Consider the following 14,945-nt stretch of genomic DNA (forward strand, 5'->3'; position numbering starts at 1 on the left):
CGAAGAATCATCCGCTTTACTGTAACGCTGTCGTGCATATCGTGCTATTTCCACCTGTAAAATAATATCGGTCAGAGATCAGATTCCCTATAGATTTCGAGTTGCAGGAAGGCGGCAACCGCAGGAATCCCCAAGAGCTTACTCAAGTGAGTGACTGGAGTGAGTAAGGGAAGCCAACACACCTGCAACTTGAAAGATGGCGGGTAGAGCCTTTTATGAATTTATCATTCAGTTAGCCTTCAGTTACACTGAATAGCTGTGAATACGTTATCCATCGTAGACTAACACTTTCTATCGGATCGCAGGAAAGATGAAAATACAGAGTATAGCCAGCCCTGCGCCGTTTCCTTCTCCCCGGCCACCGTTAACCGGAGGATCGAAAAGTGCCGTACCTGCGGTCGATCGCTATCATCGCTGCCCGGAATGCGATGCCTTTTTTGCGCTACCGCCGTTGAAGCGAACCCAGACGGCGAATTGTCCACGCTGCGATGCCAAAGTCAGTTCAGGCCGAGATTGGAACATTTCTCGTCTTGCTGCGATGGCCGTCGCCATGCTGGTACTGATGCCGTTTGCCTTCACTGAACCGTTGATCAGTATTCGATTGCTGGGCGTCACCATCAATGCCAGCCTGTTTGAAGGCATTTGGCAAATCACCCGCCAAGGGCATCCACTCACGGCAAGCATGGTCGCCTTCTGTACCGTTGGCGCACCGCTAACGCTGGTTTTTTCTCTGCTATACCTGTTTTTTGCTCCCCGCATCGGGATGAACCTGCGCCCCATCCTGCTCATGCTAGAACGGCTAAAAGAGTGGATGATGTTGGATATTTATCTGGTCGGCATGGCCGTTGCCGCAATCAAAGTCCGTGAATTCGCGGATGTTCAGGCGGGAATCGGGCTGGTCGCCTTTCTGGCGCTGATGATCTTAAGCCTGTTGACACTGATTCACTTAAATACCGACCAGCTTTGGCAGCGGTTTTATCCGCGCATGAGGCCGTTGATTTCGCCGGATCGCTACCGAATCTGCCTTTCCTGCCATTTCACCAGTTCACCCGACAACCGAGGTCGCTGCCCCCGTTGCCATATTCCGCTTCGCTTGCGTCAGCGGCAAAGCCTGCAAAAATCCTGGGCAGCGCTCATTGCCTCTATCGTTTTACTGTTCCCCGCTAACCTGTTGCCCATATCGATTATTTATGTCAACGGTGCGCGTACGGAGGACACGATTTTTTCCGGTATTCTTTCGCTTGCGTCAGGCAATGTTCCGATTGCGCTGGTGGTCTTTATCGCCAGTATTCTGGTGCCGTTTACTAAGGTTATTGTGCTTTTCGGGCTGCTGGTGAGTATCCATCTCCGATCGGAAGGCAACATAATGATGCGCATGAAGATGCTGCGCGTTATCCGTTGGATCGGCCGCTGGTCCATGCTCGATTTATTCGTGATTGCTCTGACGATGTCGCTCGTCAACCGCGATCAATTACTCGCTTTCACCATGGGGCCTGCTGCTTTTTACTTTGGCGCGGCGGTGATTCTCACTATCCTTGCCGTTGAATGGCTGGATAGCCGACTGATGTGGGATAACACTGATGTGGAATAACAATGCAAGATAATACGCCTGGGACACCAACTGAAGCTACCGTGAAGAACAAACGTCGCCTGTCGCCCTTTTGGCTGCTGCCGCTGATTGCGTTGATGATTGCCGGCTGGCTGATTTACACCAATCAGCAGGAACGCGGCACCACGGTCACCATCGATTTTGTCTCCGCTGACGGCATTGTCGCCGGGCGTACGCCCGTGCGCTATCAGGGCGTTGAAGTCGGTACCGTACAAAATATCAAGCTAAGTGAAGATCTGCGCACCATACAGGTCGAAGCCAGTATCAAAAGCGATATGAAGGAAGCGTTACGCAGCGGCACGCAGTTCTGGCTGGTTACCCCGAAAGCGTCCCTCGCTGGCGTTTCTGGGCTGGATGCGCTGGTGGGCGGTAACTACATCGGGATGATGCCCGGTTCTGGCGAGCCGCAAGAGCACTTCTCCGCACTGGATACGCAGCCCAAATACCGCGTGAATACCGGGGAACTGCTGATTCATCTCCATGCGGACGATCTGGGCTCGCTGAATACCGGTTCACTGGTTTATTACCGTAAAATTCCGGTAGGGAAAGTCTACGATTACACGGTTTCTCAGGATCGCCGCGGTGTGATGATTGACGTGCTGGTTGAACGCCGCTTTACCCATCTGGTGAAGAAGAATAGTCGCTTCTGGAACGTGTCCGGCTTTAATGCCGACATCAGCGTTAGCGGCGCAAAAATTGAGATGGAAAATCTGGCGGCGTTGGTTAACGGTGCGATCGCGTTCGATTCGCCGGAAGAGAGCGAGGATGCCGGTGCCGAGCAATCCTACCGCCTCTATCCCGATCTGGCACAAAGCCAGCGCGGTGTGAAAATTACGCTGGACTTACCTTCTGGCGACAGCCTATCCGAAGGCCGCACCCCGCTGATGTATCAGGGGCTGGAAGTCGGCACGCTAAGTAAAATCACGTTGAACCCGGACGACGGCAAGGTCAGCGGGGAGCTCATCATCGATCCTTCCGTGGTTTCGCTGATGCGGGAAGGCACGCGAATCGAACTCAGTAAACCTCAGCTTTCGCTCAGCGACCTGAATGTTTCGCGTCTGCTGAGCGGCCCAACGCTGACGCTCATCCCCGGTGAAGGCGAACCACGCCAGCATTTTGACGTGCTGGATAGCGGACAACAGCAACTCACCCAGCCCGGCGCGCTTTCTATTCAGCTCACGGCCGCACAAAGCTATGGCATTGATAGCGGCCAACCCGTTCTGTTGCACGGCGTGCAGGTCGGTCAGGTAGTGAAGCGCACGCTGGACGAACAAGGTGTCAGCTTCCTTTTGGTGATCGAGCCACGATATCGCCAGCTATTACACCGCGACAGCAAATTCATCGTTAACAGCCGTGTGAATGTGAAGATGGGGCTGGATGGGATTCAAGTGCTGGGTGCCAGCGCGCAAGAATGGGTCAGCGGTGGTATTCAGGTTTTACCGGGCAGCAAAGGTGACGTTCAGGCGCGTTACCCGCTGTTCAGCGATCTCGAAAAAGCCGAGGAAGGCATTCGCGGTGCCACGCCCTCTCCGACTCTCACTTTAGTGACCGACAGTCTGCCGGATATTCAGGATGGCTCCATCGTGCTGTACCGTAAATTCCAGGTAGGCGAAATCATGCGGGTGCGGCCGAAGGCGGATACCTTTGAAGTTGAAGTTTATATTCGCCCTGAACACCGCAAACTGCTGACGGAAAACAGCGTGTTCTGGGCGGAAGGCGGTGCCCGTGTGCAGTTGAATACGTCGGGCCTGACCGTGCAAGCTTCCCCGCTGAACCGAGCGCTTAAGGGTGCGATCAGTTTTGATAATCTGGAAGGTGCACCGGAAATTAAAGGCGGCAAACGCGTTCTATACAACAACGAAACGGCAGCGCGTGCCGTGGGGAGCCGCATCATTCTGCGTACCTACGATGCCAGCAAACTCGCGCCGGGCATGCCGATCCGCTATCTGGGAATCGATATCGGTCAGTTGGATTCGCTGAAGCTGTCCGAGCAGCGTAACGAAGTGCTGGTGCAGGCCGTGCTCTACCCTGAATATGTGCGTAATTTCGCTCGCTCTGGGACACGTTTTTCCGTCGTCACGCCAGAAATTTCCGCCGCTGGTGTGAATCATCTGGAAACGCTATTCCAGCCTTATATCAACGTCGAGCCGGGTAATGGCAGCGTAACGCGCAATTTTGAGCTGCAACAGGCAACTATCTCCGATTCTCGCTATCAGGACGGCTTGAATATCAGCGTTGATGCGCCGGAAGCGGGCGCATTGCAGGTCGGTACGCCAGTGCTGTTCCGCGGCATTGAAGTCGGTACGGTAACCGGGCTGTCGCTGGGCACGCTTTCCGATCGTATCGCGGTGTCGCTGCGCATCAGCAAACGCTATCAGCATCTGGTACGCGACAATTCCGTCTTCTGGCTGGCTTCGGGTTACAATTTGGAATTCGGCCTGACGGGGGGCGTCATCAAGAGCGGAACCTTCCAGCAGTTCATTCGCGGCGGTATCGCTTTTGCCACGCCGCCCAGCACGCCGCTCGCCCCCAAAGCACAGGAAGGAAAGCATTTCCTGCTGAGGAACGAAGAGCCCAAAGAGTGGCGGCAATGGGGTACGGCGATTCCGACACCGAATAATTAGCGCTATCACCTGACAGGGCAGCGATCGTTGCCCTGTCGTTTTCACGCGTCGCTTTGCCGTTTTCACATGATGTATGAAGGATCCGTGCTACACTTCGCCGCTTCTTCCTCTCGTTTTACTGAATAACCTGTACGGAACCACGCCGTGGCAAAATTTACCCCAGCCAACCTGCCTGCTGAATTTCTCGACACAATGCGGGACATCATGCCTTCATCGCTTTCGATGGAGGATTTTATTGCCGCCTGCCAGCGTCCGCTGCGTCGGAGCATCCGCGTTAATACGTTAAAAATCAGCGTCGATGCCTTTCTTCAGCTCGTGCAACCCTATGGCTGGCAGCTTGAGCCGATTCCCTGGTGTCAGGAAGGTTTCTGGCTGCTGAATGCAGAAGAGGAAAACACGCGGCTAGGCAATACGCTGGATCACCTGAGCGGTCTGTTTTATATTCAGGAAGCCAGCTCCATGCTGCCCGTCAGCGCCCTGTTCCATCGTAACGATGCGCTGGAAACGGTCTTGGATGTCGCGGCGGCGCCGGGCTCCAAGACAACGCAGATTGCGGCGAGACTGAATAATGAAGGCGCTATCGTCGCCAACGAGTATTCAGCCAGCCGAGTAAAAGTGTTGCATGCCAACATCAGCCGCTGCGGCGTCAGCAATACCGCGATTACACACTTCGACGGGCGGGTTTTCGGCGCGGCGCTACCGGAATATTTTGATGCGATTCTGCTGGATGCCCCATGTTCGGGTGAAGGCGTAGTGCGTAAGGATCCTGCGGCGATGAGCCACTGGTCGCAAGAGAGCATTATCGATATTGCTGCCACACAGCGCGACCTGATTCTGAGCGCGTTCCATGCTCTGAAGCCCGGCGGCGTGATGATTTACTCTACCTGTACGCTGAATAGGCACGAAAACCAGCAGGTCTGCCATTGGCTACAGGCGCAGTTTCCTGATGCATGCGAATTTGAATCGTTACACGATCTCTTCGCCGACGCCGAACGCGCTACAACCGAAGAAGGCTTCCTGCACGTCTTCCCACAGATTTATGACAGCGAAGGCTTCTTTGTTGCCCGTTTACGGAAAACCGCCAGCGTGCCGCCCCTGCCGCGTCCGGGCTATAAAGTCGGTAAATTTCCGTTTTCTCCGGTTGCCCCCAAAGAGGCTGCATTACTCGCACAGGCAGCAGGTAAACAGGGTATTCACTGGGATGAGACGTTACTTCAACTGTGGCAGCGTGATAGTGAGATCTGGCTCTTCCCTGCGGCGCTGACCTCCGCTTTTGGCAATATCAAATTCTCACGAATTGGCATTAAGCTTGCTGAACGCTTCCCTAAAGGTTTCCGCTGGCAGCATGAAGCGGTTGTCGCGCTGGCCGATCCGAATGCAGACAATGCCTACGCGCTGACCGATCGCATCGCCTGCGAGTGGTTTCAAGGTAAAGACAGTTATCCGGAACCGCTTCCTGCTGCAGATGAGCTGATTTTAACCTACCAGAACACACCTGTCGGTCTGGCAAAACGCATCAGCAGCCGGATAAAAAACAGCCTGCCGCGCGACTTAGTGCGGGATGGCGCAGCCTCCGCCCAGCCTCTTTCTAAAGAATAAATGCGGTTTCTACATCAGGTGGCGATAAAACCACCTGATGAACCGCCCATTCTCCCTTTCCTCACTGATTTTCATCTACAATTATCCTGAAAGAAGAAAATCGGTAATGTCTGGAGAGCGACATGTTTGCGTTAGTGATATTTGTTTGTTATCTCGGGCATGGCTGTGACGACTTGGTCGTCGGTGCCTACAACACCGAAGCGCAATGTCTGCAAGCGATGGATGAACAGCGCCTGCGTCGCGCGGGTTGCTTCCCCATTGAAGAGTATATTGATGGCTTCTGGATCCCCGCCCAGGAGTACGCTGATTTTTAGTTTTCCCGCCTGGGTATTCTCATCGACACACACCAAAACCGCGCATGCCAAAATGAAAGTGATTAGCGTGTGCGGCATTGTATTCCGGCCCCAGCGAGTTACCGAAAAAACGACAGCTTTCCCTGAATGTGTTACGCAAGTAGCTGCCGCGATCGTCCGCTTCTGACCACTGATTCAGGACGCTAATCTGCCGACCGTCAGAGAGACGAAAAGCGGCAATATCCCATGCGTCCGCCGTCGCATGCTCGCTCAAACGCCCGCTCTCCTGCGCCTGCTTTAACACAGCCAGACAGGCTTCAGGATCGTTGGCGACAGACTTCATTTTTAGCCAGGTAATAAACGTAGGTGGGTCATCGATGGACAGCGGAGAAAAGGGATCGTAGCTGGGCGGGAGTTGACGTTGGATCCAGGGCACCAGAGCGACTAACGCCCCCAGTATCACCACAACGATTACCCATCCCCGCATCAGCACCGTCTCCCGATTATTGTCTTCTCCTGAATAATATTATGCTATTAACGCGAATTCGGCCGGATTCATCTGATTACGGAATCGATGTGAATGGCATAGCCGATAAAGAACAATATAGCCGTCGCGTCATCATATCGTATCGTTTCCGCTACCGGCGCGATCAGTTACACAGTACTGCGGCTCTGTATAAATAAATCGTGCCAGATGTCAGAGGGCCTCAGGATTCCTCAGTCGTATTTTTCCCAGCGATTTCAACGTCAAACACTCCGCTACACCATCCCAACATGAATAAAATATAAACAAATAAAGCGACATACCAATCACTGCAATTGTTTTAACCATCTGGTGAAAGGTAAGCCTCAGCAGTACTATCCTCTGGCATTGTAAGATGTACGCATAAACAGCTGACATATATAGGGTTGCCTGTTTATCAGACATAAATAATATGGATTTTATTTAAATGAAAAAAACATCGCGTTTTCTTCTGGCACTTGCTGGGCTATTGGTTTCTGTTACTGCTTATTCCACCGTTCCCCCCTCACTTCACGCGGAGGAAACTCGGATACCGGCCATCAAGTTAATCAATACATCAGACAATCACTCAGCTTTCGTCACAGGTAGTGTTCCGGCTTTGGAAAAGATCACCGCACAGAATTTTTGGCTGAGTAACGCAACTGAAGCATGGGAGATGAACGTTCACCCAGCGCCGCGCAAACAATATGTCATTACGCTGAAGGGCACGTTGAAATTCCGAGTGAGTGATGGTTCTACTTTTTTGCTTTCTCCGGGAACCGTTTTGATCGCCGCTGATACAAAGGGGGAAGGACATAGCTGGGAAATGGTCGAAGGCACTGAGTGGGTCAGAATTTATATTCCGATTGTGGAAGGTAACGATCGCTTCGTCCCTGATTCGCTGGTCGCTATTGCACCCCAAGCGCACTAGTTTTTAGCCGAATGTTGGCGACAGAACCTGTCGCCAACATTTTAATCCTTATTGGCATCAAAGGGGCCATCAACCTCGTCCCTGCTATCATTGTAGTGCCGCAGGTAACCGAACAATCAGCCGGTTAAACACCGTTACCGAATAAACGGTGATAACAGCATGGCATTGCCAAACTTATTGAGTCGGCAGTTTAACCCTGCTGCACCAAACCACGTCTGGTGCAGTGATATCAGTTTTATTCGCCTGCAGGACAAATGGTGCTATCTCGCACTTGTCGTTGATTTATATGCGCGTCGAATTATCGGTTCCGCTCTTTCATTAACCACCGATGCTGATTTGGTGTGCAGAGCTTTGCGTAATGCCCTGGAAACGCGACAACGTAATGGGCGGCTGTTGTTTCATTCGGATCAGGGAAGTCAGTATAAAATCAACAAATACAGAAAATTACTCTGGCGATATGGCGTAATACTATGAGTCGCAGAGGAAACTGTCTGGACAATTCGCCAATGGAAAGAGTCTTTCGCAGTCTCAAAAACGAATGGTTACCAAAAAGAGGCTATGTTGATTTTGGTCATGCGATACGTGATATCAACGACTGGATAAACCGTTATTACAATGTTTTTCATCCTCATACAAACAATGGTGGCGTACCACCTTGCGTGTATGAAGAACAGTGGAAACAAGCTATCTCGGTGTCCTGATTTTGTGATCCACTACACTGTTTTGTAGTCCTTCCAGGAGACGAACCGCAGACTGTTACGCACCATATGGACGATGTATAGCTGGATCCACGCTTCCGGATACACTGTGTTAATGGCGTCCGAGAAGCCTTTCAGCCCGTCAACACAGACGATGCGGAGATCGTTCAGACCGCGATTTTTCAGCTCTGTCAGCATACTGAGCCAGAACTTCGCGCCTTCGTTTTCGGCCAGCCATATACCCAGCAACTCTTTTTGGCCTTCGATATTGATACCCAACGCCAGGAACACGGATTTATTGATCACACGGTTATCCCGCCGAACTTTCAGGACGATACAGTCAAGATAAACAATAGGATAGACTGCATCCAGTGGACGACTCAGCCTCTCGACAACCTGTTCCATCACGGCGTCGGTGACCTTCGAGACCAGCGCCGATGAGACATCTGCGTCATACAGCTCTTTGAACGCAGCCATATTTCACGGGTGGTCATCCCTTTTGCGTACAGTGACAGGATTTGGTTATCCATGCCGGTGATCTGGGTCTGGTTTTTCTTCACAAGTTGCGGTTCGAAGGAGCCGTCACAATCGCGGGGGGGACGCTGTTCCAATGGACCACGTCGGTGATAACGGTCTTTGTGGAATAGCCATTGCGGGAGTTGGCCCCTGGTTTCGGCTGGTTTTTATCGTCGCCCAGATGATGGGACATTTCGGCGTTGAGAGCTGCCTCAACCCTGATTTTTTTAGCAGGCGATCGAACTGGTTGAGATCCTCAGGGGTTTTGAGATTTTTGGCCAGTTCGTTAGCCAGAGCCTGTAACTGTTTTTCGTCCATAAAGTAACCTGATTTTGATGTTTGATTGAACATATCAAAATCAGGCAATTATACAAATTTATGTACAGGCACTTTAAAGCTGAAAAAAAAGCCCCCAGCTTTATGCTAGGGGCTTTCAGTGCTTTTCTTGACCGCTCCGGTTAAACCATCATCGCTATCGCAAGAGAAGCATTAATTCATTTAGCTTTATTGTAACGCTACTTTTTACAGTGCGACAACGTTGCCAGCTGATGGGCCTTTCTGACCATTTTCAATGGTGAACTCAACCTTTTGGCCTTCGTCCAGAGTTTTGAAATCGTTGCTCTGAATAGCAGAGAAATGTACGAATACATCTTTGCTACCATTGTCAGGAGTAATGAAACCAAAACCTTTACCAGCGTCAAACCATTTTACTAAACCAGTCATTTTATTAGACATAGAAATTACCTTAATTTTATAGCGCCTTCCGGCAAATAGGGCCTGTGCACAGAATTTAATTAGCAACAATAAGGAGGCTCAAAAGAAGGGATATCTATGGATAACACTTTGAAATGAGAACTGCTTTACTAAACTGCCTTTTAGGTCTGCGAATCAAACCGACGAGCTATTAACGCATGTATAACAATTTTTAGCAAGCATTTATTCTTAAAAGCCTTTAAAAGCCGTACTGAGAAGGAACTCGTCTCCCCCTATACGTTCATTGGCAATGATTATCCAATCAATGCGCCAAAAAAACGATGACCAAACAGAAATCAACCAGCACTATTTTTATGGACGCTCCTGAAACACAGTAGGTAACGTCAGATGGCTTGTTCTAGCAGCGCTTCAATCTGCGCATCGGTCATGCCAGCAAATATCACCTGCAATTGGTCAGGATCGGCATTAGTCGCCTGCTCCAGTGGCGATGCAGTATGTTGCATCGTTGAACCGACATCTGACAGTGACGCAGGCAGCGGTGACGAAGCAGTTGCTTTCGCCAGCAGATCTGCTGCTTTTTGCTGAAATTTTTCGGCTGTCGGTTGTTGTTGCACGGCCTGCGTAGGTTGTTGAGGTGCACTCTCAACAGATTCACCATAAGCGGTACGGGTTCGCTTCACGACTTTACCGAATCGTTCATTCAACGGCTTGTCTTTCCACGCGGGATCAAGTTTGAGTGTTTCATCGATATGCCCCACCAGTGTGAAGCGGTCTGGATCGCTATCTTGCCAGTTTTTCAGATCTGGTGTGGCATCCAGTGCCGCAATCACAGGGTTGTCATTAACAGGTTGAGAAACTACCAGCGCTGGCTGCGCAGATTGCAGGGGTAATCCCCCCGAAAAACCGGTGTGTTGATAAGTAGAATTTTCTCGTAATCTGAACTGGGGAGAATTCAATGAAGAAATCACGTTTTACTGACAGCCAAATCATGTCCATCCTGAAACAAGCCGAGGCCGGAACACCCGTGGCAGTACTGTGCTGCGAGCATGGCATGAGTAACGCCAGTTTCTATAAGTGGCGTTCACGTTTTGGCGGTATGGATGCCTCCATGATGACCCGCCTCAAAGAACTGGAAGAGGAAAACCGCCGCCTCAAAAAATGTACGCTGAAGAACGGCTTAAAGCCGAAATCATTCAGGAGGCCATGGCAAAAAAGTGGTGAAGCCATCGCTCCGAAAGCAGATGGCACAGGATGCGGTCAGAAGACGAAGTATCAGCATACGTTTTGCCTACCGGTTGTTCGCTCTCAGCGAAAGTTGCTATCGCCATCAGCCTCAACTGAATGAAGAAAATGCCGTTTGCCGACTTGTTGCTCCGCATCACTGACAGCCAGCGCAACTGGGGATTTGGTCTGTGCTTTTTGTATCTGCGTAACGTAAAAGGCTTTAAGTTCAACCACAAAAGGGTGTACCGGATTTACTGTGAGCTGTCACTGAACATGCGGATTAAGCCGAAAAAACGACTGAAACGGGATAAGCCTGAACCGCTGGCAGTGCCTGAAAGCAGCAACGAATGCTAGTCGATGGACTTTATGCACGATCAACTATTGGACGGGCGTTCAGTCCGGTTGCTGAATGTGATTGATGACTTTAATCGTGAAGCACTGGCTATTGATGTGGATTTTTCTCTGCCAGCAAATCGGGTGGTGAGAACTCTCGAGCAACTCATTGAATGTAAATGTGAACCGGTAGCAATACGATACGATAACGGCCCATAATACCAGCAAAATACTGATATTATGGGCAGCCCAGCAAAATATAATGCTTCGTTTTATACAGCCGGGTAAACCTCAGCAGAACGCTTATATTGAGCGATATAACCGGACAGTGCGTTATGACTGGCTTGGGCAGCACCTGTTTAGCTCACTGTGCGAATTGCAGGACTTCGCTACGCGATGGCAATGGTTTTATAATCACGAACGACCAAATATGGCGTTAAATGGTTACACGCCGATGCAACATATACAACGTATGAGCTGATTCTACTGATTACCTCCGTTAAAAATGGAGGGATAACCACTTCATCCTGAGCGGGGATCGCACGGCAGGCTAAGCCATACGGTGCGTGTCTTGGCCTCCATGCCCAGAACACCATCAATGGTTGGCGCAATCAGGTTATGCATTGTCAGCGGTTGACCGCGTTCACGCAATTTCGCCACAACCTCCGGCGCAAGCCGATCGCCGTCATAATACGCACAGGCGGTATTTGCCGTGGTGCGCCAGTCTGGCTGCGCGTCAATGTCCGATGAAAGGTCCAATAACTGCCGCTGCGTCAAGCGGTGGCGATTATCCTGCTGCTGTGGCCGTGCCTCAGCGTCAATAGCGGCTGTGTTCATCAATGTGACATCCAGTGAGTGGGTTTAGAACTGTCGATAGATTTCAGTTTCGGTCTGGCTGGCATACGAGCACGCATTTCCTACGCAATGGCATAGCTCATCACCTGATCATCGAAACAACCGGTTTGTGCGCCCATGCTGCCTTTGGCGTCATAGACATAGGTATTGAGTTCGTTGATGGTGCCGATCCAGCGAATACCGCTGGCCTTTTCGCGCAGTAACGTTTTCAGCCCTTCCGTCACCACCGGCTTACTCTGCTTGGTTGTCAGCCAGCCCAGCTTTGGCGTCTCGTCGTCGTTATCGCGATCAAGGTGCTGCTCGGCATAAATAGCGCGAACGGGGTAAATATCACGCATCTTCTGCAATACTGCATGACTGTGGTTATTTCGCTCTGGCCCGATATAAGCGGTGTTGTACCACTTGCCGATGTGCGTCAGCAGTTGTGCGAACAATTCAGCATCCAGATGACCGAACCAGTGCGCCACCTGTTCGCCTGTCGATTTCTTCACAACATCAAATGAAGATCGGTCACCGTTTTCCAGCCCTTCGGCGATATCCGCGCCGATAGCATAATCCTCGTCGGGATCTGGCAATTCCCACACAAGCAAATGATTTTGTAACGTGCGCTGAAGTTCCTCTTTATCGCCGCCGCGCAGTGCCTGCACCTTGCTGCTTCCACCGCAGCAAAATATTCCTGATGATATTTACTCAGACGCAGGCCACCGGGCGCAACGTAAGACGAGAAGCCGCCAACGTTTCATGAGATAAGAAGTTTGGCTGGCAGGCTGTATGAGAAAGAACGAGGAAAGGAATTTGCCCAGAAGTTATTGGGGCATAAATCAGCAAAAATGACAGAGAAGTATCTGGATACACGAGGGAAGGAATACGTTTATTTATAAAAGACCGTATATCGAATTTCGTGGGTTTTTCGTGTATTTTCGTGTTTATTAAAAAAACCCTTTAAAAACAATAGTAAAAAAAAGACCGAACACGATTCCTGTATTCGGTCTAGGGAAATGGCTCTTGGGAGAGCCGTGCGCTAAAAGTTGGCATTTATACAAGCTGTACTAGCCCTGTAACCTTAAGCGTAGCCAACTCCCCCGCGTTTTCCAGCCTTAACCTGTTCGCAATCATCACAAATGGAACAGATTTCACACTTTATCTTAACCATAAAGAAGTAATTATTTAACATTAATAAGTAAATCAATCACTTCATGGTTTAGCATCTGGCTGGCACAGTTGCTCTGCACGTTCGATAAATGGTTGAAGGCTTTTCTTCTGTCCGGGATGCTTAGGGTCATCCAGCCGGATCGCGTCTATCGGTTGCGCACTCACCTGCCCAGATTTCATTTGCGCAATGGCAACATCGTTTAGCGGATATTGCATCAGCGTCCCGGTATGTAAGGCATACAGCGCATTACCAGGGCGGCAAATCAGTTGAACTTCTTCACGCGTGAAAGCCCAGCGATCGCCGTATTCAAATCGGCTGACATTTGCCAGTTTAGCGGCAGCAAAAGCATTCACAGAAAGTGAGGTAAGCACGATAGATAGCAAAAATTTCTTCATCATGGTATTCCCAACATCGCGTATTCAGACAATGATGTGTGTGAGTTTTGCGGCCTTATCCGAATCAGAGAAAGACAGCCTCAAACCTTATAAAACAGAATGTTGTATATCGCTACTGAGACGATCATAGCGATAGAGGGAGGTGAAGTCGAGTGTGGAATTCAGGAATAACATCGCTAGCCAGGGTCAGGCAGAAGGGTCGTTCGGCAGGAAAAAAAGCGGGATAAGGAGAATATTATCCCGCGTCATTCAAATAATCATTGGCCAGCAGAAGCGCCGTTTGTCGTTAGGCTGACGGTGCCGCCATAGACATTTTTTTCAGATCCTGATCGATGAAGAACAGGCCGCCTTCGCTGGCTTTGACTAACGCAAGTTTGTCCAGAATAGAACGGAACAGTTTCTCTTCTTCGTGCTGCTCAGCAACGTACCATTGCAGGAAGTTAAATGTGGAGTAATCCTGCAGCGCCATCGCTTCATGTGCCAGCTCATTAATTTTTGCTGTAATTAGCTGTTCGTGTTCATAGGTCAGCTTGAAAACATCAGCCAGTGAATCAAAATCAATCGGCGGTGCAGCAATCGCGCCTAATACAGGCAGGCTTCCGGTGTCGTCCAGATAGTCAAACAGGCGCTGCATGTGCTGCATTTCTTCCTGAGAATGTGTCTTCAGGAAACTGGATGCGCCTTCAAAACCTTTGTCACCGCACCATGCGCTCATTTGCAGATACAAATTCGCGGAATAAAACTCCAAATTAAGTTGCTCATTCAGCTTCTGAATCATTTCTTTTTTTAACATGCTAACTCCCTATTTTCCCGGCAGGTGAAATTATTCAGGGCATTATGCCTGAAAAAACAAAATAAAAAACACTTTATTAACATTGATAATAGATTAACAAAAAAAATCATTAAATCAATAAGATAAGACAATGTTATTGATATTTATTATCACTTAACCCTCAGGGAAAATATATTATTGCGAATCATTTTTATTATCAAAAATAACAACCACGAGAGATATCATTTATGACGCATTGGTATTAAAAATGATTCCCATTTCGTAGTGAGAATAATAAACATCCACATGATAAGGTGAACACTTGCCATTTCTCTGTCACTACTTTACCGTGACACGCATCAGTCTGTGGCCAATAGGCAGGAGAAAATGGTATGGGATACAATCTGGCAGAATTGTCCAAAGAAGATATGGATAAAATTAACGTGGACTTGGCGGCGTCAGGCGTTGCCTTCAAAGAACGTTACAATATGCCGGTCATACCAGAGGTCGTTGAGAGAGAGCAACCCGAGCACTTGCGTAACTACTTTCGCGAACGCGTGATGTTTTACCGCCAGCGGTCGCTACAGTTCTCTCGTTTACCCTACGAACCCAAGTCTAAATAGCAATTCCCCTCTAAAGCTGCCTTGCCGTGGAAAACATCCCTTTCCACGGGTTACATTCTTACACAGCAAAAACGATTTTCTGCTTGCATATCGGCCCGCACAAG

General features: G+C 49.8%; 11 protein-coding genes and 6 pseudogenes. 9 read left to right on the forward strand and 8 right to left on the reverse strand.

The features are described 5' to 3' along the window. The first annotated feature begins 310 nt into the window (after positions 1–310). The 4 genes from yebS to K7X24_RS03240 all read left to right on the forward strand — a co-directional run bounded on the left by yebS (position 311) and on the right by K7X24_RS03240 (position 6,146). Positions 311–1,591, forward strand: coding sequence for a membrane integrity lipid transport subunit YebS (yebS, locus tag K7X24_RS03225; protein WP_039472853.1), 1,281 nt, complete (start codon positions 311–313; stop codon positions 1,589–1,591). Positions 1,592–1,593: 2 nt separating this feature from the next. Then, positions 1,594–4,233: a PqiB family protein gene (locus tag K7X24_RS03230; RefSeq protein ID WP_224552968.1), complete on the forward strand. Its 2,640-nt coding sequence runs from the start codon at positions 1,594–1,596 to the stop codon at positions 4,231–4,233. A 144-nt stretch (positions 4,234–4,377) separates the two neighbouring features. Then, positions 4,378–5,832, forward strand: coding sequence for a 16S rRNA (cytosine(1407)-C(5))-methyltransferase RsmF (gene rsmF, locus K7X24_RS03235; protein WP_224552969.1), 1,455 nt, complete (start codon positions 4,378–4,380; stop codon positions 5,830–5,832). Between the two features lie 122 nt (positions 5,833–5,954). Next, on the forward strand, positions 5,955–6,146 hold the full coding sequence (locus K7X24_RS03240) for a YebW family protein (RefSeq protein ID WP_010302631.1): 192 nt from the start codon (positions 5,955–5,957) through the stop codon (positions 6,144–6,146). A gap of 19 nt (positions 6,147–6,165) precedes the next feature. Here the strand turns inward: K7X24_RS03240 and K7X24_RS03245 are convergent, their stop codons facing one another. Next, entirely contained in the window at positions 6,166–6,612 is a 447-nt protein-coding gene (locus K7X24_RS03245) for an extensin family protein (RefSeq protein ID WP_224552971.1), read from the reverse strand. A gap of 463 nt (positions 6,613–7,075) precedes the next feature. On the opposite strand from K7X24_RS03245, the gene K7X24_RS03250 reads away from it, so the two are divergent. Together K7X24_RS03250 and K7X24_RS03255 are read left to right on the forward strand one after the other, a co-directional pair. After that, the gene (locus K7X24_RS03250) at positions 7,076–7,558 is read left to right on the forward strand and encodes a hypothetical protein (RefSeq protein ID WP_224552973.1); all 483 of its coding nucleotides are present in this window, start codon (positions 7,076–7,078) and stop codon (positions 7,556–7,558) included. Between the two features lie 111 nt (positions 7,559–7,669). Continuing rightward, positions 7,670–8,259 (forward strand): annotated as a pseudogene (locus K7X24_RS03255) (IS3 family transposase); the annotation flags it as partial. 15 nt (positions 8,260–8,274) lie between these two features. On the opposite strand, the pseudogene K7X24_RS03260 reads toward K7X24_RS03255, so the two are convergent. The 3 genes and pseudogenes from K7X24_RS03260 to K7X24_RS03270 all read right to left on the reverse strand — a co-directional run. After that, positions 8,275–9,090, reverse strand: a pseudogene (locus K7X24_RS03260) (IS256 family transposase); the annotation flags it as partial. A 204-nt stretch (positions 9,091–9,294) separates the two neighbouring features. Beyond that, a complete protein-coding gene (cspA, locus tag K7X24_RS03265) occupies positions 9,295–9,507 on the reverse strand; it encodes an RNA chaperone/antiterminator CspA (protein ID WP_005967874.1) in 213 nt (70 codons plus the stop codon). Between the two features lie 362 nt (positions 9,508–9,869). Further along, positions 9,870–10,442 (reverse strand): hypothetical protein, encoded by a 573-nt coding sequence (locus K7X24_RS03270; RefSeq protein ID WP_224552976.1) that lies wholly within the window; start codon positions 10,440–10,442, stop codon positions 9,870–9,872. On the opposite strand from K7X24_RS03270, the pseudogene K7X24_RS03275 reads away from it, so the two are divergent. After that, positions 10,442–11,524 (forward strand): annotated as a pseudogene (locus K7X24_RS03275) (IS3 family transposase). The gene K7X24_RS03270 and the pseudogene K7X24_RS03275 sit on opposite strands and share 1 nt — an antisense overlap. A 53-nt stretch (positions 11,525–11,577) precedes the next feature. Here K7X24_RS03275 and K7X24_RS03280 read toward each other — a convergent pair. After that, positions 11,578–11,880, reverse strand: a pseudogene (locus tag K7X24_RS03280) (portal protein); the annotation flags it as partial. After that, positions 11,880–12,560, reverse strand: a pseudogene (locus tag K7X24_RS03285) (terminase); the annotation flags it as partial. The pseudogenes K7X24_RS03285 and K7X24_RS03280, both read right to left, overlap by 1 nt. Positions 12,561–12,626: 66 nt before the next feature. Between K7X24_RS03285 and K7X24_RS03290 the strand changes: the two are divergent. Next, positions 12,627–12,779: pseudogene (locus K7X24_RS03290) on the forward strand (tyrosine-type recombinase/integrase); the annotation flags it as partial. 313 nt (positions 12,780–13,092) lie between these two features. Here K7X24_RS03290 and K7X24_RS03295 read toward each other — a convergent pair. Together K7X24_RS03295 and ftnA are read right to left on the reverse strand one after the other, a co-directional pair. Next, positions 13,093–13,449 carry a YebY family protein gene (locus K7X24_RS03295; RefSeq protein ID WP_103860827.1) on the reverse strand — a complete coding sequence of 119 codons (357 nt, stop codon included), beginning with the start codon at positions 13,447–13,449 and terminating at the stop codon, positions 13,093–13,095. Positions 13,450–13,732: 283 nt separating this feature from the next. Then, complete coding sequence (gene ftnA, locus K7X24_RS03300; protein ID WP_039480733.1) at positions 13,733–14,239, reverse strand: non-heme ferritin; 507 nt, start codon at positions 14,237–14,239, stop codon at positions 13,733–13,735. 371 nt (positions 14,240–14,610) lie between these two features. Between ftnA and K7X24_RS03305 the strand changes: the two genes are divergently transcribed. Beyond that, positions 14,611–14,841 (forward strand): DNA polymerase III subunit theta, encoded by a 231-nt coding sequence (locus K7X24_RS03305; protein ID WP_103940486.1) that lies wholly within the window; start codon positions 14,611–14,613, stop codon positions 14,839–14,841. Positions 14,842–14,945 lie beyond the last annotated feature (104 nt).

The sequence above is a fragment of the Pectobacterium versatile genome, assembly GCF_020166435.1.
GTDB lineage: Bacteria > Pseudomonadota > Gammaproteobacteria > Enterobacterales > Enterobacteriaceae > Pectobacterium > Pectobacterium versatile.